The sequence below is a fragment of the Caproicibacter fermentans genome (assembly GCF_014303955.1).
In the GTDB taxonomy this organism is placed as follows: domain Bacteria; phylum Bacillota; class Clostridia; order Oscillospirales; family Acutalibacteraceae; genus Caproicibacter; species Caproicibacter fermentans.
This window is the reverse complement of record NZ_CP060286.1, coordinates 2,485,864-2,507,641: the sequence shown is the minus strand read 5'-3', so window position 1 is coordinate 2,507,641 and position 21,778 is coordinate 2,485,864. Positions and strand designations below refer to the sequence as shown.

General features: G+C 50.6%; 16 protein-coding genes, 2 tRNA genes, 3 rRNA genes and 1 riboswitch. Of the genes, 4 read left to right on the top strand and 17 right to left on the bottom strand.

Annotated features, from left to right (window positions below; genetic code table 11):
* Positions 1-100 precede the first annotated feature (100 nt).
* From rrf to HCR03_RS12340, 10 genes are all read right to left on the bottom strand, one after another.
* Positions 101-216 (bottom strand): 5S ribosomal RNA (rrf, locus tag HCR03_RS12385).
* Positions 217-370: 154 nt separating this feature from the next.
* A complete protein-coding gene (locus HCR03_RS12380; RefSeq protein ID WP_187034456.1) occupies positions 371-1,966 on the bottom strand; it encodes a putative ABC exporter domain-containing protein in 1,596 nt (531 codons plus the stop codon).
* Positions 1,938-2,672 carry an ABC transporter ATP-binding protein gene (locus tag HCR03_RS12375; protein ID WP_066647067.1) on the bottom strand — a complete coding sequence of 245 codons (735 nt, stop codon included), beginning with the start codon at positions 2,670-2,672 and terminating at the stop codon, positions 1,938-1,940. The genes HCR03_RS12380 and HCR03_RS12375 overlap by 29 nt, the downstream gene beginning before the upstream one ends.
* Positions 2,673-2,714: 42 nt before the next feature.
* Entirely contained in the window at positions 2,715-3,167 is a 453-nt protein-coding gene (locus HCR03_RS12370) for a zinc ribbon domain-containing protein (RefSeq protein WP_156990999.1), read from the bottom strand.
* A 495-nt stretch (positions 3,168-3,662) separates the two neighbouring features.
* Positions 3,663-4,358 carry a non-canonical purine NTP pyrophosphatase gene (locus tag HCR03_RS12365; RefSeq protein WP_066647071.1) on the bottom strand — a complete coding sequence of 232 codons (696 nt, stop codon included), beginning with the start codon at positions 4,356-4,358 and terminating at the stop codon, positions 3,663-3,665.
* 409 nt (positions 4,359-4,767) lie between these two features.
* Positions 4,768-7,786: ribosomal RNA gene (locus HCR03_RS12360) — 23S ribosomal RNA — on the bottom strand.
* Positions 7,787-7,977: 191 nt separating this feature from the next.
* Positions 7,978-8,214 carry a hypothetical protein gene (locus HCR03_RS12355; protein ID WP_066649249.1) on the bottom strand — a complete coding sequence of 79 codons (237 nt, stop codon included), beginning with the start codon at positions 8,212-8,214 and terminating at the stop codon, positions 7,978-7,980.
* 15 nt (positions 8,215-8,229) lie between these two features.
* Positions 8,230-8,306: transfer RNA gene (locus HCR03_RS12350), tRNA-Ile, on the bottom strand.
* Positions 8,307-8,450: 144 nt separating this feature from the next.
* Positions 8,451-8,526, bottom strand: a tRNA-Ala gene (locus tag HCR03_RS12345).
* Positions 8,527-8,842: 316 nt separating this feature from the next.
* Positions 8,843-10,362 (bottom strand): 16S ribosomal RNA (locus tag HCR03_RS12340).
* The 16S and 23S rRNA genes sit together here with 2 tRNA genes alongside, the layout of an rRNA operon.
* Before the next feature lie 478 nt (positions 10,363-10,840).
* On the opposite strand from HCR03_RS12340, the gene sleB reads away from it, so the two are divergent.
* Complete coding sequence (gene sleB / locus HCR03_RS12335) at positions 10,841-11,473, top strand: spore cortex-lytic enzyme (protein WP_083210122.1); 633 nt, start codon at positions 10,841-10,843, stop codon at positions 11,471-11,473.
* Between the two features lie 312 nt (positions 11,474-11,785).
* Here sleB and HCR03_RS12330 read toward each other — a convergent pair whose 3' ends face one another.
* The 3 genes from HCR03_RS12330 to HCR03_RS12320 form a co-directional block, all read right to left on the bottom strand.
* Positions 11,786-12,379, bottom strand: a complete 594-nt coding sequence (locus HCR03_RS12330) for a GNAT family N-acetyltransferase (RefSeq protein WP_156990268.1) — start codon at positions 12,377-12,379, stop codon at positions 11,786-11,788.
* A 209-nt stretch (positions 12,380-12,588) separates the two neighbouring features.
* Positions 12,589-13,947, bottom strand: a complete 1,359-nt coding sequence (locus tag HCR03_RS12325; RefSeq protein WP_187034454.1) for an MATE family efflux transporter — start codon at positions 13,945-13,947, stop codon at positions 12,589-12,591.
* Positions 13,948-14,079: 132 nt separating this feature from the next.
* A complete protein-coding gene (locus HCR03_RS12320; RefSeq protein WP_187034452.1) occupies positions 14,080-14,832 on the bottom strand; it encodes a nucleoside phosphorylase in 753 nt (250 codons plus the stop codon).
* Between the two features lie 375 nt (positions 14,833-15,207).
* Positions 15,208-15,252: riboswitch (PreQ1 riboswitch) on the top strand.
* A gap of 146 nt (positions 15,253-15,398) precedes the next feature.
* Between HCR03_RS12320 and HCR03_RS12315 the strand changes: the two genes are divergently transcribed.
* Genes HCR03_RS12315 through HCR03_RS12305 form a run of 3 tightly spaced genes read left to right on the top strand, consistent with a single transcriptional unit; the run spans position 15,399 to position 17,636 of the window.
* Positions 15,399-16,388, top strand: a complete 990-nt coding sequence (locus HCR03_RS12315; RefSeq protein ID WP_187034450.1) for a nucleoside hydrolase — start codon at positions 15,399-15,401, stop codon at positions 16,386-16,388.
* Complete coding sequence (locus tag HCR03_RS12310; RefSeq protein ID WP_066646198.1) at positions 16,385-16,960, top strand: ECF transporter S component; 576 nt, start codon at positions 16,385-16,387, stop codon at positions 16,958-16,960. Before HCR03_RS12315 ends, HCR03_RS12310 begins: the two co-directional genes overlap by 4 nt.
* On the top strand, positions 16,947-17,636 hold the full coding sequence (locus tag HCR03_RS12305) for a radical SAM protein (RefSeq protein WP_187034448.1): 690 nt from the start codon (positions 16,947-16,949) through the stop codon (positions 17,634-17,636). The genes HCR03_RS12310 and HCR03_RS12305 overlap by 14 nt, the downstream gene beginning before the upstream one ends.
* A 721-nt stretch (positions 17,637-18,357) precedes the next feature.
* Here HCR03_RS12305 and HCR03_RS12300 read toward each other — a convergent pair.
* The 4 genes from HCR03_RS12300 to HCR03_RS12290 are packed head-to-tail and all read right to left on the bottom strand — an operon-like array spanning position 18,358 to position 21,697.
* Positions 18,358-19,287 (bottom strand): substrate-binding domain-containing protein, encoded by a 930-nt coding sequence (locus tag HCR03_RS12300; protein WP_187034445.1) that lies wholly within the window; start codon positions 19,285-19,287, stop codon positions 18,358-18,360.
* 40 nt (positions 19,288-19,327) lie between these two features.
* Entirely contained in the window at positions 19,328-20,278 is a 951-nt protein-coding gene (locus tag HCR03_RS12295; RefSeq protein WP_066646206.1) for an ABC transporter permease, read from the bottom strand.
* Complete coding sequence (locus HCR03_RS20610; protein ID WP_407926810.1) at positions 20,275-20,679, bottom strand: ATP-binding cassette domain-containing protein; 405 nt, start codon at positions 20,677-20,679, stop codon at positions 20,275-20,277. Before HCR03_RS20610 ends, HCR03_RS12295 begins: the two co-directional genes overlap by 4 nt.
* Positions 20,660-21,697: a sugar ABC transporter ATP-binding protein gene (locus HCR03_RS12290; protein ID WP_407926809.1), complete on the bottom strand. Its 1,038-nt coding sequence runs from the start codon at positions 21,695-21,697 to the stop codon at positions 20,660-20,662. The genes HCR03_RS20610 and HCR03_RS12290 overlap by 20 nt, the downstream gene beginning before the upstream one ends.
* Positions 21,698-21,778: the final 81 nt, after the last annotated feature.

Below are 21,778 nucleotides of genomic sequence, written 5' to 3'. Positions count from 1 at the left end.
ATACCATGCCGGAGCCTCATTTTCCTGTCTTTCCCTGCTTTTGTCAGACAAGGTCACTGATACCAAAAAAACAGCCACCCTATTGGGTGACTGCTTCTTATGTTGGCGCCACCTATTGTCCCGGGCCGTTACCAGCCAAGTATCTTCGGCGCAGATGAGCTTAACTTCCGTGTTCGGAATGGGAACGGGTGTACCCTCATCGCAATCGGTACCAACTTGTTTTCGTGTTTTGGCGACTTAGATATAATACCACGGTCTGCGACAAAATGCAAGCATAAATTGAAGATTACTCCGTTTTTTTAAGCCGCCGGCACGAAAACGGGGATCAGCCGGTCAAATGGACCAATCAGATGTTTTGATTCGCGGAAAATCAATTTTCCCAGGATGACAGAAGATTCCGGCATCCGTAAAAAATACAAAGGGACGCGGCGATATTCCATGCGACGAGCGGCAGGGCCGCAAAAAGCGGCGCGGCGCCCGCGAATGAGGCCGCCTTCATGGCAAAGACCGCAATCAGCGTTCCGGCAATGCCGGGCGACATGACCAGGAGTAAAAGCATCATATACAGAACCATGGTGACGCCGCGGTTCGGCACGCTGCCCAGGGCCCGCCTGCCCAGAACGCCCCCCGCGGTAAACAGGAATCCGAACGCCGCGTAACCCAGGGCGCAGGCCAGCGCCGAGAAAGGATTCGCGCGGAGAACGGCGCAGAGAACCGCAAAAACGATGAATCCGTCCACGGCGGGCTTCATCACCGTGGAAAGGCCGGCCCAGAACAGCTTGCGGAACGGGTCTTCCGGCACCAGATACAGATACGGTTTTTCCAGTTCGCGGGACCAGTCTCCCGATGCGTTCTGGAAAAACAGGATATAAACGCTCAGGCCGCAGCCGGAAAGAAGCATCGCGTCCGCCGTCGCGGGGTCCGCCTTGCCGCTGCCGATCAGCGCCATGATTCCCGCCACACCGAGATTGACCAGCAGGAGAAGCAGAGTGGAACCGCCGACCAGCGCAAACCGGCTGCTTCTTCTCGCCTCGCAGAGATGCTTGTAGAAAAACGCGCTTGCGCCCCAGCCATTGCCGATTCCGGTACTTCCGACCTTTTTGCCCCTGCCGACGTTGATTCCGCGCTTTTCTTTCGCGGCGCGGCGCAGCTCAAAGGTTTTTTCGGCGTTGCTCAAAACGTCCTCGTAATAATCCGCGTCGATTTTCAAAAGGAAAAAAATCACCAGCGCGAGGAAAATCGCGGTCAGCGCGGCATATAGCGCCGCAGCGCTCAAATTTCCGGCCATCACGGCAAACACGGCGCCCCTCGCCCAGCCGACAACGGGGAGATTGTCCAGAACCGGAGACGCCGCCGCCTTGATAACCGTCGTCAGGCTCAGGCCCGTCCTTGCCTGAAACAGCACATACATCGCAGCCAGAAGCGGAACCGCCAGAATTCCCGCCTTGATTGCCGCGCGTTGGGACGGCCCCCGGTTCGCGACGCAGTACAGCAGCAGCGACAGCGCCTGCACAACGACCAGAAACAGCGCAGTTCCCAGAATCAGCGTGACAACGTCCGCGGCGGTGATCCCGAAGCTGTCAATCAGCATCCCGCTGTAAAACAGCAGGAAGGCGAAACCGGCGAACGTCTTGCCCGTCTGCCGCACAAGACCGTAAGCGAGAATCGTTTTCGGCGAAACCGGAGACACGAAAAGAAGGTTCACATCCGGCAGGCGGAACAGCGAGGAGCCGGATTCCAGCGAGGCCAGCGCGGTGATCGTCCCCAGCGCGAGAAGCCAGACGAGAAAGCCGCTTTGCAAAATTGCCGGGTCAAGCCGCCCCTGTGAATTCGACGGCATGTCCAGAAGCATCCAGACAATCAGCGCCGCGGAGGCCAGAACCGCGATCAGACGCGCCGGCCGCCGCACCAGCTTGACAGCCGAATTTTTCAGCTGCTTACGCGCTATGTACAGAATCGCTTCCAAGTTCCTCCCCCTTCCCTTCCGTAATCGAGAAGAACAGCTGCTCCAGGCTTTCGCCGCCGGTCTCCATTTCGCGGCGCGTCCGTTCCGCGGCGATTTTTCCGTTCATCATAATCAGCGCCCGGTCCCAAACCTGCCGAACGGTGTCGAGCATGTGGGTGCTGACCAGCACGGAACAGCCGCGTGCGCGCAGCTCTTCCATCATTTCCCGCAGTTCCTTGATGGCGTGCGGGTCAAGCCCGACCAGCGGCTCGTCCAGCAGGACGGCTTTCGGCTCCGGCAGCAGCGCGCAGCAGATACTCAGCTTCTGCTGCATCCCTTTCGAAAGCTCGCCGCCCAGCTTTTTCTGCTTGTCCTCCAGCTCCAACCGCTCCAAGAGGACGTCGGCTTTTTTCTGCCAGTCCTCCACACGGTAGGCCCGCGCGATAAACTCCAAATGCTCCCGCACCGTCAGGGACTCCATCGGCGCCGGAATTTCCGGGATATAGCCGAAAAGCCGTTTCGCCTCCACGCTTTTATTGGGATGCCCGCAGACCGTTACGCTGCCCTGAAACCGCAGCAGTCCGGCGATGCACTTGATCGCGGTCGATTTGCCCGCCCCGTTCGGCCCGGCAAGAACCGCGACCTCTCCGTCCTGCACGCGAAAGCTCAAGTCGTCATTCGCAAGCAGCTTGCGGTATTTTTTTGTCAGATGTTGTATTTCAAGCATAGCTTCTCCTGTATTTCCTTCGTTTTCCCTTGTTCCTTCTATTTAAAAAATCACGCGGTACCGCATCATAAAGACGCCGAAAAACAGCATCACCAGAATCATCAGCAGGATCCCCGCGGCAATCACCGCGATTCCGCCGATCATTTCCTTTCTAGCCCGGGACGCAAGCACCTGAGCGTACGGGTTCGCCTCAGCCGCCGCGGGATTTTTCTCTCCGCATTTCGGGCAGCAGAAATCGGAAGCGTCGTGCGGATACCCGCAGTTGGCGCACCGGACCAGCCTGCGGCCTGAGCCGCGCACGCAGAGATAGATAATCCCCGGAATGATGCCGAGGAATCCGACCGCAAGGCCCCAGATCACCGCGTCCGGATTCCCCTGTGACTGCGCGTCGTGATAAGCGGCAAGGCCGAATAAAACGTGCTCCGCCACAAAGAGCAGGCTGACAAACAGCATCATTGTCATTGCGATCAGACTAATTCCGGAGCTAACGACCATAAAGAGTCCTCCTAAATATTATATTAATACAATAATACAATGGTTTTTGACTGCTGTCAAGAACGTTCCCGTTTGCTTATCCTAATCATACTGTATTTTCTTATCTTTTTCAAACCCAATATGAGACATGCAAAATCTAGCATTTTTTCCGAATAGCTTTTTCCTGTTTTCTCCCAATGATTTCCGATTCCACAAGAGCAATAATTCAGATCAGCTTAGAATCGATCATAAATTCCTAGTAAGGAGGGAACCGGCATGACGCCGCCCGCCTGATTAAAGTTCGGCCTCAGCGAGCGCAGAGTTGTCCGGTCGGGCGGCAATTTTGCAGAAAGGCATCTCCCGGTTCCGCCTGAATCAGGATCCCTTTCAATAGATGAAAAAGCGGGGACGTGATGCCTCCGCTTTCTTTTTGTCTGCTCCTGCACCCAAAAAGTAAGTCTCAGTGGGGCGGCCGCCGGATATCATTACGATTCGTATTTATATTATTATTTATTACTATTTGTTTATATGCTTCTCAGGGCTTTTCCCTGCTCTCGTGCTGACGATAGATTCAAGGTCTCTTCCCGTCTGTTTCCCCGTTTTGCAAAAGCGGCAAGCCGTGGATTCAAAGAACTGATGGAAGCCTTTCCGCAACATAGAATCGTCGGTCCGCTCCGCCGGAAGGTCATAAAAATACTTTCCGGTCTCCGGGTCTATTGAAAGGCTGTCGAGCGGAAATCCCTTGACCCGCTTTGGATGCGGCTGTGAGGTCATCAGAAAAGATTTTCCGGATAACTGCTTCGCCATGCTTTCATAGAGATGCGACTCATTGAATACAAAGCAAACCGCGTTCCGGTACGTTGCCCTGATTCTGCCGTAGCGAAGCGCCAAGCCACTGTAATACGCAATCATTTCGTCGTCGCTGAGCTGCATGCCGTTCACCCTTCTGACATGAACCCCCGGCTGCAGATCATCGGGCAGGCCTTCAAAATAGAGTCCGGAGTCGCAGGAAAAGACCGGCCTGTGAAAAAGCTTATAATACGCCGTCGCTTTTATGCGGGCGTTCTCCAGCGGCGAGTCACCCGTTTCTACAATTTCCGGAACCAATACACCGAGCTCTTTGAGTCCGACAATTTTCAGGTCCAAATCAGCCAATGCGCGTCTCATGAGAGCAAGTTTGGCCTGATTTCCCGTCCCGTAAAGCAATTCCATGCCGCATCCCTCCCGTTCCGGAATCCTTGATCCTGACCTAAGCCCCTGCCTACCGCACATAAAAAGAGGCGATTGAATACAGTTCAACGCATAAGTTAACCCGAGGCGGGAGGGGGCTGCGCCTCAAGGCCCGGGGCTTTCTTACGCGTCTAAAATCGGTCCCCATCGCGTTTCATGGAAGCCGCCTATGCTGCTCTGAAACCGAATTATCAGAATAATCAGCTTGCGTTTTTTGCTCCCTGCCAAAGTTTTTTGATTCCCGGTCAATGCCTGAAATTTTCGTATGACAATGAAAAAGACCTGCCTTAACGGCAGGTCTTCCATTTCCGGACACTGGGCACAAAGGGTACCCTCAAAACTGAACAAAACTGGAAGCAGAAAAAGGGAAATGAAGGGTCGAACCAAAAATATGGTCAAGCCCTCGGCCTATTAGTACTGCCAAGCTGAACACGTTACCGTGCTTACACACGCAGCCTATCAACCTTGTAGTCTTCAAGGGGCCTTACCAGCTTATGCTGTGGGATATCTAATCTTGGAGTCGGCTTCACGCTTAGATGCTTTCAGCGTTTATCCGATCCGCACATAGTTGCCCAGCTGTGCCATTGGCATGACAACTGGTGCGCCAGAGGTGCGTCCATCCCGGTCCTCTCGTACTAAGGACAGCTCTCCTCAAATATCCTGCGCCCACGACAGATAGGGACCGAACTGTCTCACGACGTTCTGAACCCAGCTCGCGTACCACTTTAATCGGCGAACAGCCGAACCCTTGGGACCGAATACAGCCCCAGGATGTGATGAGCCGACATCGAGGTGCCAAACCTCCCCGTCGATGTGGACTCTTGGGGGAGATCAGCCTGTTATCCCCAGGGTAGCTTTTATCCGTTGAGCGACGGCAATTCCACTCTCATACCGCCGGATCACTAACTCCAACTTTCGTTTCTGCTCGGACCGTCATCCTCGCAGTCAGGCCAGCTTACGCGTTTACACTCTTTGGCACGGTTTCCGTCCGTGCTGAGCTGACCTTTGAGCGCCTCCGTTACTCTTTTGGAGGCGACCGCCCCAGTCAAACTGCCCGTCTAACAATGTCCCCCGGCCGGATTCACGGCCGCAGGTTAGAATTTCAGCAACTTAAGGGTGGTATCCCAAGGGTGACTCCACGGCAGCTAGCGCCACCGCTTCACAGTCTCCCACCTATCCTGTACATAAATTACCGAAACCCAATATTAAACTACAGTAAAGCTCCATGGGGTCTTTCCGTCTTGTCGCGGGTAACCGGCATCTTCACCGGTACTACAATTTCGCCGGGCGGGTAATTGAGACAGTGCCCAGATCGTTACACCTTTCGTGCGGGTCGGAACTTACCCGACAAGGAATTTCGCTACCTTAGGACCGTTATAGTTACGGCCGCCGTTTACTGGGGCTTCAATTCAATGCTTGCACATCTCCTCTTAACCTTCCAGCACCGGGCAGGTGTCAGCCCCTATACGTCATCTTTCGATTTGGCAGAGACCTGTGTTTTTGCTAAACAGTCGCCTGGGCCTATTCTCTGCGGCCTCATTTCTGAGGCACCCCTTCTCCCTAAGTTACGGGGTCAATTTGCCGAGTTCCTTAACTACCCTTCTCCCGTTGGCCTTGGAATCTTCTTCCTGTCTACCTGTGTCGGTTTGCGGTACGGGCGCATCGGATATCCCATAAGACTTTTCTCGCCCTGCTCTACGCATGCTTCCCTACTTGATTTCGGTCCCTTACGCCCGGGTCAACCAACGCCCGGGTCATGCCCTTTGCAGGTGTCATCTTACTTAAATCCTTCTGCGGCTACGGAATGTCAACCGTATGTGCATCGGCTACGCCTCTCGGCCTCACCTTAGCTCCCGGCTTACCTGGAGCGGACGAACCTTCCTCCAGAAACCTTAGACTTTCGGCCAATATGATTCTCACATATTTCTCGCTACTCATTCCGGCATTCTCACTTGAATGAAATCCACCGGCGCTTCCGCTCCGACTTCAACTCTCATTCAACGCTCTCCTACCATGCTCAAACATTCTCCAAACCTTCAATCGGCGCTCCATTTCAACCTTACTGTGAAATTTCGCGGCGCTTTGCGCCCGCTGATCCGGAACCTTTTCCTTCCTCTTCCGCTTCTGTGCGGGAAAGAGGCTTTCCGCAGCGCTTCCGCGCCGCCGGATTCCGCTTCTCAACTTCCTGAAAGCATGGAGAATATTTGAGCATCCCAAGCTTCGGTACACGATTTTAGCCCCGTTGAATTTTCGGCGCAGGGTCACTCGACCAGTGAGCTATTACGCACTCTTTTAATGAATGGCTGCTTCTGAGCCAACATCCTGGTTGTCTAAGCAACCCCACATCCTTTGCCACTTAACCGTGTTTAGGGACCTTAGCTGTGGGTCTGGGCTGTTTCCCTTTCGACAATGAAACTTATCTCACACTGTCTGACTCCCGTACATCAATTATCCGGCATTCTGAGTTTGATAGGCTTCGGTAGCCTTTCGGCCCCTAGACCATTCAGTGCTTTACCTCCGGTAATCTAATACGAGGCTAGCCCTAAAGCTATTTCGGAGAGAACCAGCTATCTCCGGGTTCGATTGGAATTTCTCCGCTACCCACACCTCATCCGCTACCATTTCAACGGGAGTCGGTTCGGTCCTCCATGGGGTTTTACCCCCACTTCAACCTGGACATGGGTAGGTCACCCGGTTTCGGGTCGAATACAACTGACTTCATACGCCCTATTCAGACTTGGTTTCCCTGCGGCTCCGTCCCTGAAGGACTTAACCTTGCCAGTTACATTCACTCGCCGGACCATTCTACAAAAGGTACCCGATCACCCATTGACGGGCTCTCGGTGCTTGTAAGCACAAGGTTTCAGGTTCTATTTCACTCCCCTTCCGGGGTGCTTTTCACCTTTCCTTCACAGTACTCTTCACTATCGGTCACTGGGTAGTATTTAGGCTTGGAGGGTGGTCCCCCCATGTTCCCACCGGGTTTCACGTGTCCGGCAGTACTCGGGATACAGCCCACTGCGCTTTCCCTTCGCATACGTGACTTTCACACTCTTTCGTCGGCCTTTCCATGCCGTTCTGCTCAGGATTGCGTACTTTTTGGCTGTCCACACCCCCGCGGGCATTGCTGCCCACGGTTTGGCCTCTTCCGCGTTCGCTCGCCACTACTTGCGGAATCTCGGTTGATTTCTTTTCCTCGCCCTACTTAGATGTTTCAGTTCAGGCGGTTCCCCCCGTGCAGCTATGAATTCACTCCACGGTGACTGGACATGACTCCAGCCGGATTGCTCCATTCGGACACCTATGGATCAATGCCTGCTTACGGCTCCCCATAGCTTTTCGCAGTTAGCCGCGTCCTTCTTCGGCTCCCAGTGCCAAGGCATTCCCCTTGCGCTCTTTGTAGCTTGACCATGTGATTCTTTGGTTCTTCAAAATTGTAGTTTTTCTATCAGATTAATCTTGTTAGAATAACAACTTTTTCTCGCTTTATCTGCTTCTCGCTTTATTCAGTTTTCAAGGTACAACCTGAGGTTGACGCACGTCGCGGGTCAGCTTTCAGTTCAAAGAACCTTGCCTGTCGCGGCCTTTCCCAGCCATCAGATTACACACAATACTCTTTTCCATTTGCATGGACCAGAACATCATATGGACACACAGTGTCTTTCATCGCGCCTTTGCCCGCTGGTTTCCCAAACTTGCTGTCGCGGACTGAAACCCCGTATGTAATTTTGGCTCCCATTCCGCTTTCGCTTCCTGTTTGCCGTTTCCAGACTTTTGCCGCATCCATTTCCGCGACATTCCGCTTCCTGTCTCCAGAATGCTTCAGCGCGTCGTGCATGCAGGCTCAGCCTGCTGGTGGGCTTAAGTGGACTCGAACCACCGACCTCACGCTTATCAGGCGTGCGCTCTAACCGGCTGAGCTATAAGCCCATATTTCTCCGGCTTTGAGGCTATCCGGTCTTTCTGCCACTATAGCCAGTATTTTGCAGACTTCCTCTGCGGTTCTCTCCGCGACCGCGAGCCTTTTCATTTCTGAAACGCCCCGGCGCGTCGTGACCGCGGACTTCAGTCCGCTGGTGGAGATAAACGGGATCGAACCGTTGACCTCCTGCTTGCAAAGCAGGCGCTCTCCCAGCTGAGCTATACCCCCGTATTGGAAGCTATTCAACTGATTGGTTCTTCCTATGCTATCTCTGAGAAGACCGACACACAGTGTCTTTCGCCGCGCTTTGGCTTTCCGGTCTCCCGGGCCGCTTTGCCGCGAACACAAGACCTTTGTGCCGCCGGCTTTCCTCCGCACCCATTTCCGCGGCGTTCGGCGTTCTGTTTCCAGTCTGCTTCAGCGCGTCGTGCGTGCAGGCTCAGCCTGCGAGGCCTTCAAAATTAAACAACGATTGGATAATAAGTCATCCGTAACCGACCTTGGATGTTGGAACAGAATGTTTCATCTGCTCGGGTCTCCATAGAAAGGAGGTGATCCAGCCGCACCTTCCGATACGGCTACCTTGTTACGACTTCACCCCAGTCGCCAATCCTACCTTCGGCGGCGCCTTCCTTGCGGTTAGGCTACCGACTTCGGGTATTACCGGCTCCCATGGTGTGACGGGCGGTGTGTACAAGGCCCGGGAACGTATTCACCGCGGCATGATGATCCGCGATTACTAGCAATTCCAGCTTCACGCAGGCGGGTTGCAGCCTGCGATCCGAACTGAGACCGTTTTTGGGGTTTTGCTCCGCCTCGCGGCTTCGCTTCCCGTTGTTAACGGCCATTGTAGTACGTGTGTAGCCCAGGTCATAAGGGGCATGATGATTTGACGTCGTCCCCACCTTCCTCCGTTTTGTCAACGGCAGTCTGATTAGAGTGCTCTTAGCGTAGCAACTAATCACAAGGGTTGCGCTCGTTGCGGGACTTAACCCAACATCTCACGACACGAGCTGACGACAACCATGCACCACCTGTCTCAACTTTCCCCGAAGGGCACCTGATGCATCTCTGCTTCGTTAGTTGGATGTCAAGACCTGGTAAGGTTCTTCGCGTTGCTTCGAATTAAACCACATACTCCACTGCTTGTGCGGGCCCCCGTCAATTCCTTTGAGTTTCAACCTTGCGGTCGTACTTCCCAGGTGGATTACTTATTGTGTTAACTCCGGCACGGAAGGGGTCAGACCCCCCACACCTAGTAATCATCGTTTACGGCATGGACTACCAGGGTATCTAATCCTGTTTGCTACCCATGCTTTCGTGCCTCAGCGTCAGTTAAAGCCCAGCAGGCCGCCTTCGCCACTGGTGTTCCTCCCGATCTCTACGCATTTCACCGCTACACCGGGAATTCCGCCTGCCTCTACTTCACTCAAGCACCACAGTTTCAAGTGCAATCCATAAGTTAAGCCCATGGTTTTCACACCTGACTTGCAGTGCCGCCTACGCACCCTTTACACCCAGTAAATCCGGACAACGCTTGCTCCCTACGTATTACCGCGGCTGCTGGCACGTAGTTAGCCGGAGCTTCCTCCTCAGGTACCGTCATTATCGTCCCTGAGGACAGAGGTTTACAATCCGAAAACCTTCTTCCCTCACGCGGCGTTGCTGCATCAGAGTTTCCTCCATTGTGCAATATCCCCCACTGCTGCCTCCCGTAGGAGTCTGGGCCGTGTCTCAGTCCCAATGTGGCCGTTCAGCCTCTCAGCCCGGCTACCGATCGTTGCTTTGGTGGGCCGTTACCCCGCCAACCGGCTAATCGGACGCGAGTCCATCTCTCAGCGGATTGCTCCTTTGATTTTATCACCATGCGGCAACAAAATGTCATGCGGTATTAGCGTCCGTTTCCAGACGTTATCCCCCTCTGAAAGGCAGGTTCCTCACGCGTTACTCACCCGTCCGCCACTAAAACAGTTCAAAGCAAGCTTCAATCTGTTTCCGTTCGACTTGCATGTGTTAGGCACGCCGCCAGCGTTCGTCCTGAGCCAGGATCAAACTCTCTAAAATATGGTATATAATCACCCGAAGGCGTTTATATCTATCTTAGAGTCGTTTCGGCTCTTCAGTCGATACACTAACGTATCTTTTGGTTTTTTTTGAAAGAGTGTCCCTCTCTTTTCGTCCGAAAGTACTTTTACTCTCGAAATCTTTACGGGTTCCTTCTTTATCGTCTCGTTGTTTAATTTTCAAGGTCCCATGCGGTTTTCCGGCCCTTGCAGACCCTCTTCCGCAGCGCCCTTTCCGTAAGGCGCTTCACTATAATACCAAAACCCACCCCTATTGTCAACCCTTTTTTTCATTTTTTTTGGGTTTTCCCCTTTGATTCGACATTGCTGTCAATTCCGGGCGAACGGCAGGGTGATTTCCCCGGCAGGGATAATCATTCGAATCGTGGGAAAAATCTGTGGTAAGAGGTGGTGTTTCCTTGAATGATAAACTGAAATATGTCTGGAAAGTATTCATCATCGTTTTGGTGAATGTTTTAATGATTGCGGTGGTGACCCATGTCGGCGGCTCGATCCAGACCCTTTCCAAGGTCGGGTCCACCGGAAGCGAGGTCAAACAGATTCAGACCAGGCTGAAAAACTGGGGCTATTACACCGGCAAGGTTGACGGCGTTTACGGAACCCAGACGAAAAACGCGGTGCTGTATTTTCAGCGCAAAAACGGACTGACCGCGGACGGAGTGGCGGGACCCGCTACGCTCAGCGCGATCGGACTCCCCGCCGGAAGTGCGGGCGGGTCCGGCGGTGCGGGCGGTTACAGCAGCAACGACGTCAATCTGCTCGCGAGGGTCATTTCCGCCGAATCGCGCGGCGAACCTTATGAAGGCCAGGTCGCGGTCGGGGCGGTTATCCTGAACCGGATTCAGCATCCCTCCTTCCCGAATACGCTGGCGGGAGTCATTTATCAGCCGGGGGCTTTCTCCTGCCTGAACGACGGCGGCATCAACGCGGCTGTCGCCGCATCCGCCTATAAGGCTGCGCGCGACGCCATCAACGGCTGGGATCCCTGCGGCGGCGCGATCTATTACTACAACCCCGTAAAAGCAACCAGCAAATGGATTTTATCGCGGCCCGTCATTGTCGTTATCGGGGAGCACCGGTTTTGCAGCTAAGATCCGTTCTTTCCTATTATGATAGAATATGTTTTTCTGTTTGAAACCGGCGCAGAGGTTTTCTCTCCGTGCCGGTTTCATTATACCTGCTCAAAACGGAGCCATGCCGGAAGCTGTCTTTTCATATCCATAAAGTATATGATTCCATGATTTATACGGAACCATCCTCTGCATGGAATCCGGCGGAGAGAGCCATACTGACCTTGTAAGAAAATAAAAATCAGCAATTACGGAGTATGAGAGGAGACTTTCGTAATACACCAAGTACTATATAGGTTAAATAATACCATTTTTATTGGATTTCTCCGTTTTTTATTCTTCGATAAGCTTTTGACCGTACTGTTCCAGAATCTCTGTCACAGCCGCCGGGTCCAATTCGCGGATGGAGCGCAGCGGCGGCGGATTCAACTCGTGACCGCCGATGCTTTTTTCAAACAGTTGAACGTCACGCCATTTCCCCTGCTTATATCCCGTATTGTGATAAATCCCCAGCTTGTGAAAGCCCAGAGATTCATGCAGCTTTTCGCTGTTCCGATTCGGCGCCGTAACAATCCCGTACACGTTCTGAATTCCCTGAAGCTGCAATAGTTTCAGGAGCGCGCCGTACAGCGTTTTCCCGATTCCTTTTTGAAGACCGGAGCGTTCCACATAAACAGAAAGCTCCGCGTTCCAGCGATAGGCTGCACGCGCCTGATACCGGTGCGCGTATGCGTACCCCCGGATTCTCCCTTCCGACTCATAGACCAGATAGGGATACGCGGACGACACGGACAGAATCCTGTCCCGGAAATCCTCCGGCGTGGGAACTGCTTCTTCAAACGTAATCGATGTTTCCAAAATATACGGCTTGTAAATTTCAAGGATCGCTTCGGCATCCGATCCTGTCGCAAACCTGATTTGACTCATGACAGGCCAACTCCCTATTCATATATTTTAAAGGCCGTCCTTTTGCGGCCTCCCGCGGCTGCGGCGCTGTTGACGAGTTAAATCCCCGGGCTGAACAACAGCGAGCGCCGCAACAGCTTTCAATCCGGATGCCTGCGCCGTTTGTTGAGAATCAGCGCCGACAGAATCACACCGGACAGCAGCTGCAGGTTTATGGATTTTTCCGGCAGTCACTCGGAACGGATTTTCAAGTGAAATTTAAAAAATGTAATTTGAAACGGCACGGAGATGACAAAAGTGAAAAAGTCGGAAGCAGGCTGAGACATAATGACTCCATTGAGATGAAACAGGACCGGCAGGATCAAAATCAGCGGCACAAAGCAGATCCCCTGACGGCAGCTTGCAAGAAAAGTGGCCTGTTTACTGAATCCGAGGCATTGATACATTTGATTTACATAGGTGGAATACGCCATAAAGGGCATGACCCCGCAGGCAAAGAGAAGCGCCCGGGAACCGATGCGGACGACTTCCGCATCGGTTCCGATAAACCATGTGATAACGGACGAAGCATAAACAGCCAAAAAAACCGCGGCAAGCGAACAAAGAGCCGTGCCCGCTTTGCAGGTAAAAAGAAATGCTTCGCGAACCCGCTTGTTGTTTTTTGCGCCGTAGTTATAGCCCGCAACCGGCTGAAAGCCCTGACCGATTCCAATGACGATATTGCGTACAAACATATAGATTTTATTCGAAATCGTGACGGCGGCGACGGCCGCGTCACCAAACGCGGCTGCCTGAACATTCATCAAAACAGAGGACAAGCTGCCCAGCATCTGGCGGCAGATCGTGGGAAATCCCATTTTCACAATTAGAAAATAATCGGCGGGATCTCTGCTGACATCCCGTATCCGAATCGGAATAATGCTCTTTTTCCTGATGAAAAAGCTGATCAAAATAAAAAAGCTGACGGTTTGGCTGACTAAAGTAGCAACAGCCGCACCCCCGATTCCCATGTGAAACCCGGAAATAAACAGCGGATCCAAAAGCATGTTGAGAATGCCGCCGGCGGACAGGCCCCACATTGCCAGCACCGCTTCTCCCTCCGAACGAAGAATATTATTGAGGACAAATTCGGAACACATCAGCGGCGCGCCGATTAAGATATATTTTCCATATTCACACGAATACGGAAGGATGGTCTCCGTTGAGCCGAGAATACGCATTAACCCCTTGAGCGAGGATAGGCCGCCCCCCATTAAAATGAACCCGAATAAGATTGCCGCGAGCAGCGCGCTGTTGCCGTATTTGCTTGCTTTTTCATCCTCTTTCGCACCAAGATAGCGGCTGATTAAGCTGTTGGCTCCCATGGCAAGGCCGAACCCTGCGGCCTGAATAATGGACATCAAAGAGAAAACGACTCCCACTGCGGCAGCCGCGCTGGTTCCGATCTGTGCAACAAAATAGGTGTCCGCAGTATTGTATGCGGTTGTAATCATCTGGCTGATCACCGTGGGAACGGCAAGGGAAGTAATTAATTTGGGGATGTTTGTTTCGAGCATTCGTTTGAATTGCGTATTGCTGTCAATTTTCATCTATGGCTTTCTCCATCGAGCAGAATATTCCGAGCTGCAAATTAATTGAAGGATAAAGCACCCCGAAGCGGGAGCCTTTTCCTTGGGCCATAGCTCAGCTAAGTTGCCGGCCCCGGAGTATGCTCATAATCCTTATATTTTAATTGCAACTTCCAAAGCAATTTTTAAATACTTTTCAAGATTAGAATGCGGCACTTTTCCCATTGTCCGAGCATCCCAAGTTCCTCCGTCAAGGCTATCCTCAGAATATAAAAATTGAAATGCAGATTTTTTTCTAAATTGACTGGCTGCCATTACAGAAGCACATTCCATTTCAACTGTTATACACCCATCCTTTTTGCGAGCATCCACATTGTTTTTCGTTTCTCTATAAAAAGCATCCGTTGTCCATGTCCTACCAAATATATACGGAATGTTTAAGCTGTCAAAAATCTCTCCAAGCTTTTTGGAAGTAACAATGTCCACATAGTCACTTGGGGGCATATAGTGGTAACTCGTACCTTCATCTCGATATGCTGATGCTGGAATAATAAATTGCCCGGCAGCAAGTTGTCTGCCGAGAACACCGCAAGAGCCGAAAATCAGTATTTTTTCTGCGCCTTTTACTAATACTTCCTCCATTAGGGCAGTTGTTGGGGCACCTCCTAAGACTGTCATATAAATGCCTAAGTCGTGCTCTTTGTATCTGAATTTATAAATAGGTATGGTTATTCCCGCGTGAAGGCAACTTATTTCTTCAACTTCACACAATGCCTTTAGAATGTCAATAATTTTAGGCTTAAACGTTATAATGACCGTTTTAGGGAATTTTTCTACTGGCGTTGCAATACAATTTGGCTTTAATATTTCTTCTGAACGGTTATCAAATGTATCGATAATACTCAAGTTACATCCATCCTGTTCTACAAACAATCTGAACTAATTGTAGCACAAAAGCTGCCAAAATAAAATGAAAGCTCCCTGTGCAGGTTCAAAACGACACATGGAGCTTTTCCTTAAATCATTCGCTCAATTTTAGTTGCAGACTTCAGATTGTGCTAATTTATAGAAGCTGTCGGCGGTACAGCGATAATAACGAAAAATACCTTCTTGGCGAAGAAAGTGAAATCCGACTTTTTCAAGCACATGCCGGCTTCTTTCATTTTTTTATCACAGGCGTGAACAGCGCCCGCGCTATAAGAAAAATGCGATTTAAGACTTGCAGTACCGGTCTGTTTCAGGTATTATTTTATAAACAATACATGAAAGCGGGGATCTTTCCCCGCACTGGTTCGAGAACCTCCCAGTATAAAAAACTAAGGATTGATATGAACAAAGCTTTATTTGTCATGTCCTTAGCGGGACATGACTTTTTTTGTGTGATGACATGAAGCCCCAAATTTCCAAAGATTCTACTGCAATTCCTTCAGAAAGTCTGAAAAGGTGCCTTTAAAGAAAAGGAGATTTTAACCTTGGAGAAAAAGAAAATCATTCTTGACTGCGATCCTGGAATCGACGATGCCCTCGCGCTTATGTTGGCCCTATCATCCCCGGAACTAAGCATTTGCGGGATTACCACTGTCAGTGGTAACGTACCGTCCGACCTGGGGGCATGCAATGCACTTCGTACGCTTAATTTCATGAACCGGTTGGATATCCCGGTTTACTGTGGAGCCGAAAAGCCTCTGGTGCGCGACTATGTCAGCGCTCAGGATACCCATGGAGCGGATGGGTTGGGGGAAATTGGGATTCCGCTGGTACAAGACGTTCCCTGGCATTCTGCCGCCGTTGATTTTATCTTGGATACGCTACGCACAACAACAGCACTTACGATTGTTGCCATCGGGCCACTGACCAATATTGCATTGGCTCTGCGGCGCGACAAAAAGGCATTTCAAAACCTGAGCCAATTAGTTTCCATGGGAGGAAATTTCAGAAGTTACGGCAATTGTTCCCCCGTTGCGGAATATAACTACTGGTGCGACCCGGATGCCGCCAGTGAGGTTTTTGAGAATTTGGGAAGACCGATTCACATGGTTGGCCTCGATGTCACCCGAAAGATTGTTCTGACGCCAAACTTACTGGAATATATGCATGTTCTGGATCGACACACGGCAGAATTTATCCAAAAAATCACCCGGTTCTACTTTGATTTTCATTGGAAGCAGGAAGGAATTATCGGCTGCGTGATAAACGATCCCCTCGCTGTGGCCTATGCAGTCAACCCTGATCTCTGTCACGGCTTTGACGCCTATACCGACATTGAGACCAAAGGCATCTGTATTGGGCAGTCCGTAGTAGATTCCATGAATTTTTGGCATAAGAAGCCGAACAGTCACGTGCTTACCCAAACCGACCCGCTCGCTTTTATGACTATGTTTCTATCCCGAATATTTCAGAAAGAACCCGGTCAAATTCAACCGATTCTATCAAAAATCATGACGGGAGGAACTATATCATGAAACGGGTCTCCACCATAAAAATAACGATCACAGCGCTCTGTGCAGTCATCAATATTGTCGGCGCCTACATCGCCTTGACATTGCGGCTCCCAATTTATCTGGACAGCATCGGAACCATACTGAGTTCTGCCCTGTTCGGTCCTGCTTTAGGGGGGTTGACTGCCTGCATAAGCGGGATTTTCAGCGGCGTTACCTCGGATGTCTACTCCCTCTACTTTATACCTGCAGGAATGATAACCGGACTGATTTCTGGGTTTTTGTTCCGCACAAGCTGGTTTCGAAAATGGAAACTTCCTCTGGCCGTTCTCTTTCTAACGGTGCCGGGAACCATCGTCAGCTCCTGCATTACCGCATTCGTATTTGCGGGCGTTACTTCTTCCGGTTCTTCTGCTCTGGTACAGATTCTTCATCAAATTGGATTCAGCATGGTAGTCAGCGCCTTTATTGTACAAATCCTGATGGATTATCTGGACCGGTTGATCACAGTTGTTATTGTCAGCAGTCTATTGTCGCGCCTTGACGGCTGGCTAAAGACAGGAATGAATGGGAGAAAATCTAATGGAGCGCTATAACCTGATAACGAAGAAAAATCCCAGAGAAATTGTGTTGCTGAAGGGCCGCCCCTGTGCCTGGGGAAAATGTACTTTTTGCGATTATATCTCCGACAACTCGACAGACGATGCAGAAATGGCAAACCTGAATTTTCAAATTCTTTCTCGTGTCAGCGGCCGAGCCGGTGCGCTGGAAGTTATTAATTCAGGCAGCTGCTTTGAACTGCCAAAGAGTACACTTTATCGTATTCGCCAAGTCATAAAAGAAAAAAATATACAACAGCTATTTTTCGAAAGTCACTGGATTTACCGCAACCGACTGCAGGAAATGCGAGAATTCATGGGCATTCCCATTATCTTTAAAATCGGAGTGGAAACATTCGATAACGGATTTCGGGAAAATGTGCTGAACAAACACGCGTCTTTCCGCACACCGGAGGAAGTAGCATTTTATTTCGATTCCCCCTGCATAATGGTCTGTATAAAAGGGCAGACGAAAGAAATGATCGACAACGATATTAGAATTTTAAAAAAATATTTTCGAATGGGAACGATAAACGTTTTCACTAACAATTCCACTGCAATCCAACAGGACGCTCAGCTCGTTAAGTGGTTTCTGAAAAAGTACGCCTATCTCAATGAAGATTCCTCTATTGAAGTTTTATATCAAAATACGGACTTCGGAGTCGGGTATTAAACCACCGGATGGTTTTTAAAAGTTTCTATCAGAGGCTCTCCCCCGCCGCACAAATATATTCTTGAATGAATAAGATCATCCTCCTGGTTGTATTTTTTCGCTTGTCAACAGCAAGATGTTGACAAATCGGTTGAAAGTGTTTAAACCTGCACAAATATAACGCGTTGTAATCGTGTATGCGGCGAGGTTTGGCTCTCCCGGAAAGCCGGGATTTAACTCGGGATCAGAAAATAGGGAACCTATGAATAAGCTTATAACAGCCCTGAGCAATGAACTGGCCCAGGTGAAGACGAAGAAAAAACTGACCTTTAAATGTAAATGACTTCTTGACATTTGGAAGCGGTTTAAAAATATTACATTTAATAGTGCGCCGGGCGCCGGCAGACAAAAGCCCCGAAAATAAGAAAATGCGCCTTAATCCGGCGGTTAAAGCCTGATTAAGACGCATTTTTGGGCGCACCGCCGCCCGCCCGGCAGCAAGAAAGCCGTCGAGGTCTCTCATCCGGAATCAGCGGAGGGGCATGGAAGGGACCCGAAACGGAGCCTGCTCCATGGTGGGCGGCAACCGATTCATGCAAAGGGGATGTGGTCGCCATGTCCATTCTTTGCGTCTTTTCGCAGTTCCTTTCTGATTGGCTGTTTACTTCCTCCCCCGGAAAAAGCGGCGTTTGTTCAGTTGATATTATGTAATATCGGCAAAACCGGGAGTTAGCACTCCATCTCATTTTTTAATCAAAGATACTTCGACCGGAATGCTTGCCGGAATCTTTTCTCCATTGAGCAGTTTCAGAGCATTATCAATTGCGGTGGAACCCATTAGTTCCGGGTTCTGCGCTACGGTTGCAGCCATTTTGCCGGATTTTACCGCTTTCTGACCATCATCGGTCGCATCAAATCCTACAATAACAATATCTTTCTTTGCGGCCGCAACAGCTTCGACTGCGCCAAGCGCCATTTCGTCGTTCTGCGCAAAGATACCCTTGATGTCACCATGAGCCTGCAGAATATTTTCTGTAACGTTCAAACCTTTTGCCCGGTCAAAATTGCCCGACTGGCTGGCGACGATATTCGCGTTTTCATCGGCTGCCTGATGGAAACCCTTGCCTCTGTCAACCGTGGCGGAAGCGCCAGGTGTTCCTTCCAACTGCGCGACTTTCGCATTTTTCCCTATGAGACTGAGAAGATACTCCGTCGCCATTTTGGCGCCCATTACGTTGTCGGAAGCGATTTGACAGTCGACCGTAACACCGTTTACCACACGGTCGACGGAAATAACCTTAATCCCCTTAGCAACCGCGTCTTTGACTGCGGGGGCAACCGCGTCGGAATCAACCGGATTGACGATCAATACACCGACGTTCTTCGAAACCAGGTCCTCAATGTCGTTCGCCTGTTTTGCGGTATCGTTTCCCGCGTCGACAACGGTAAGCTGCAGCCCCTGCTTCTGCGCCTCCTGCTTCGCACCGTGCGAAAGCGTTACAAAAAACGGGTTGTTCAAAGTCGATATGGAGAGTCCAATGGCTTTAGCAGACTGCAAAGATTCCGCCCCGCCGCTTGCCGCCGGGGATGCCGTCTGATCGACGCCGGTGCTGCACGCCGTCAACGATAGAACCATTGCTGCTGTAAAAATCGATGCGAAAAACCTTTTCATAAAAACCCTTCCTTATTATTATTTTGGATTGACTGACAAATTAACGTTTCCGGTCTGAAAGAACTGCCAGAAGAATCACAAGACCTTTTACAACATCCTGATAATACGAGGGAACATTCATGATATTGAGGCCGTTGTTCAGGACCGCGATAATCACAACTCCGACCAGAGTTCCGTAAATCTTACCGCGCCCGCCCGACATGCTGGTCCCGCCGAGCACAACAGCCGCGATGGCATCCATTTCATATCCGGTGCCGATGGTCGGCTGGGCGGAACCGAGACGGGAGAGCAGGATCAGGCCTGCCAGCGCCGCCGTAAATCCGGATATGACATAAACCAAAATTTTAGTTTTATCAACATTGACGCCTGCCAGTTTGGCGGCTTTTTCATTACTGCCGGTTGCAAATACTCTGCGGCCGAATGTCGTTTTGTTCAGCATGAAAAAGAACAGGAAGAACATAACGACCATAATCCAGACAGGAACCGGAATCAGCAGCAGTGAGCCTTTTCCAATACCACTGAGGAACGGGTCGGATCCCAAGTCGGAAATCGGCATCCCGCCGGAGAAGATCATGGTCAGGCCGCGGTAGATCGTCATGGTAACCAGAGTGGCAATAAAAGGCTGAAGCCTGCCCTTGGTAATAAGCATACCGCTGACGGAACCGAACAGAATTCCGAGGAGCAGCACACACAGCATGGCCAGTACCGGGGGAATTCCATCATGGATCATGCCAGCACACAGCAAGGAGGTCAGAGCCAGAGTTGAACCTACGGAAAGATCGATTCCACCGGTAAGAATAACCCCTGTCATGCCGAATGCGATTAGGCCGTTGACAGAAGCCTGCTTTAATAAAGAGAGAATATTGTTGATGCTTCGGAAGTCGGCATTGATGACACTGAATACGACCACCAGCACCACCAAAGCAATCACCGAACCTAGACTCTGGATAAATTTTTCGGTATTCAAGCGGTTTACCGTTTTTGCATTCATTTCAGTGTTCCCCCCGTTGCCAAAATCATAATGTTTTCCTGGTCGGCCGCTTGATCATTGGTGACATCTTTTGCTTCCAAGTTCCTATTTCTCAGGATTCCGGTGATATGCCCTTCGTGAACGACCATGACCCGGTCGCTCATTCCCAGAATCTCCGGCAGTTCGGAAGAAACCATTATGATTGCCACGCCTTTTTCTGCAAGCCGGTTAATGATATTGTAAATTTCCTTTTTTGCGCCGACATCCACGCCGCGCGTCGGTTCGTCCAAAATCAGGATTTTCGGATTGATGAAAATCCACTTTGCAAAAACGACTTTTTGCTGATTGCCGCCGGATAGATTGGAACACGTTTCCGCCGGACCCGAACAGCGAATGGAAAGATCATGGATGGCGCGTTCCACCAGTTGATTGTCCTTTTGGCTGTTCAGAACGCCGTGTTCCGAAATCTGATCCAGATTGGTAAGCGCGACATTCTTTTGAATGGAATCCTCCAGCATCAACCCCCTCGGTCTTCCGGTCCTCCGTGATAAATCCGATTCCAAGCTTTTTCGCCTGCTCCGGAGAATGGATATTAACTTCTTTTCCGGATACCCTGACGGTGCCGCTGTCATGCGGAAAGTATCCGAAAACCGCCTGCATGATTTCGGTCCGGCCCGCGCCCATCAGACCGGAAACACCAAGGATTTCCCCCTCCTTAACGGAAAAAGACACGTCATAAAAGATACCTTTCCGACTGAAATTTTTTACTTCGAACACAGTCCCGCCGATTTTGCAGTCTCTGGCCGGAAACCTTTCCCCGATTTTACGCCCGATCATCATTTTGATCAGACTGTTCATATCAGTTTCCTCTACCGGTTTCGTTCCGATATACTGGCCGTCGCGCAGCACGGTTACCCGGTCGCAGATTTCAAAGATTTCCTCCATACGATGGGAAATATAGATAATAGAAACGCCTTTCTTTTTCAACTCTCCCAAGATGCGGAATAGCGTCCGTGTTTCTTCCAGCGTCATCGCTGCAGTCGGTTCGTCCATGATAATAACTTTGGCATCCACCATCAGGGCTTTGGCAACCTCGATCATCTGCTGCTGTCCAATGGAAAGTTCGGACATCACCCGTTCGACGGGTATTTGCACGCCAAGGCGTTTTAATACCTCCTGTGCCTCTTTGTTCATCGCCTTTTTATTAAGGATTCCAAATCTGCCGTGAATCTCTTTTCCAACAAACATATTTTCCGTCACGGTCAGATCGGGCATTACATTGATTTCCTGATAAATGAAAACGATCCCGGCGGCTTCCGCTTGCTTCGGATGAGTAAAATTCACAGGTTTGCCGTCAACTAAAATCTCGCCGCTGTCTTTCGTGTAGACTCCGGTCAGAATTTTCATCATTGTTGATTTTCCTGCGCCGTTTTCCCCCATTAATGCGTGAATTTCTCCATTGAAAAGGTTAAATTCCGCATTTTTAAGGACCTGGTTCCTAAAGAAACTTTTATTGATTCC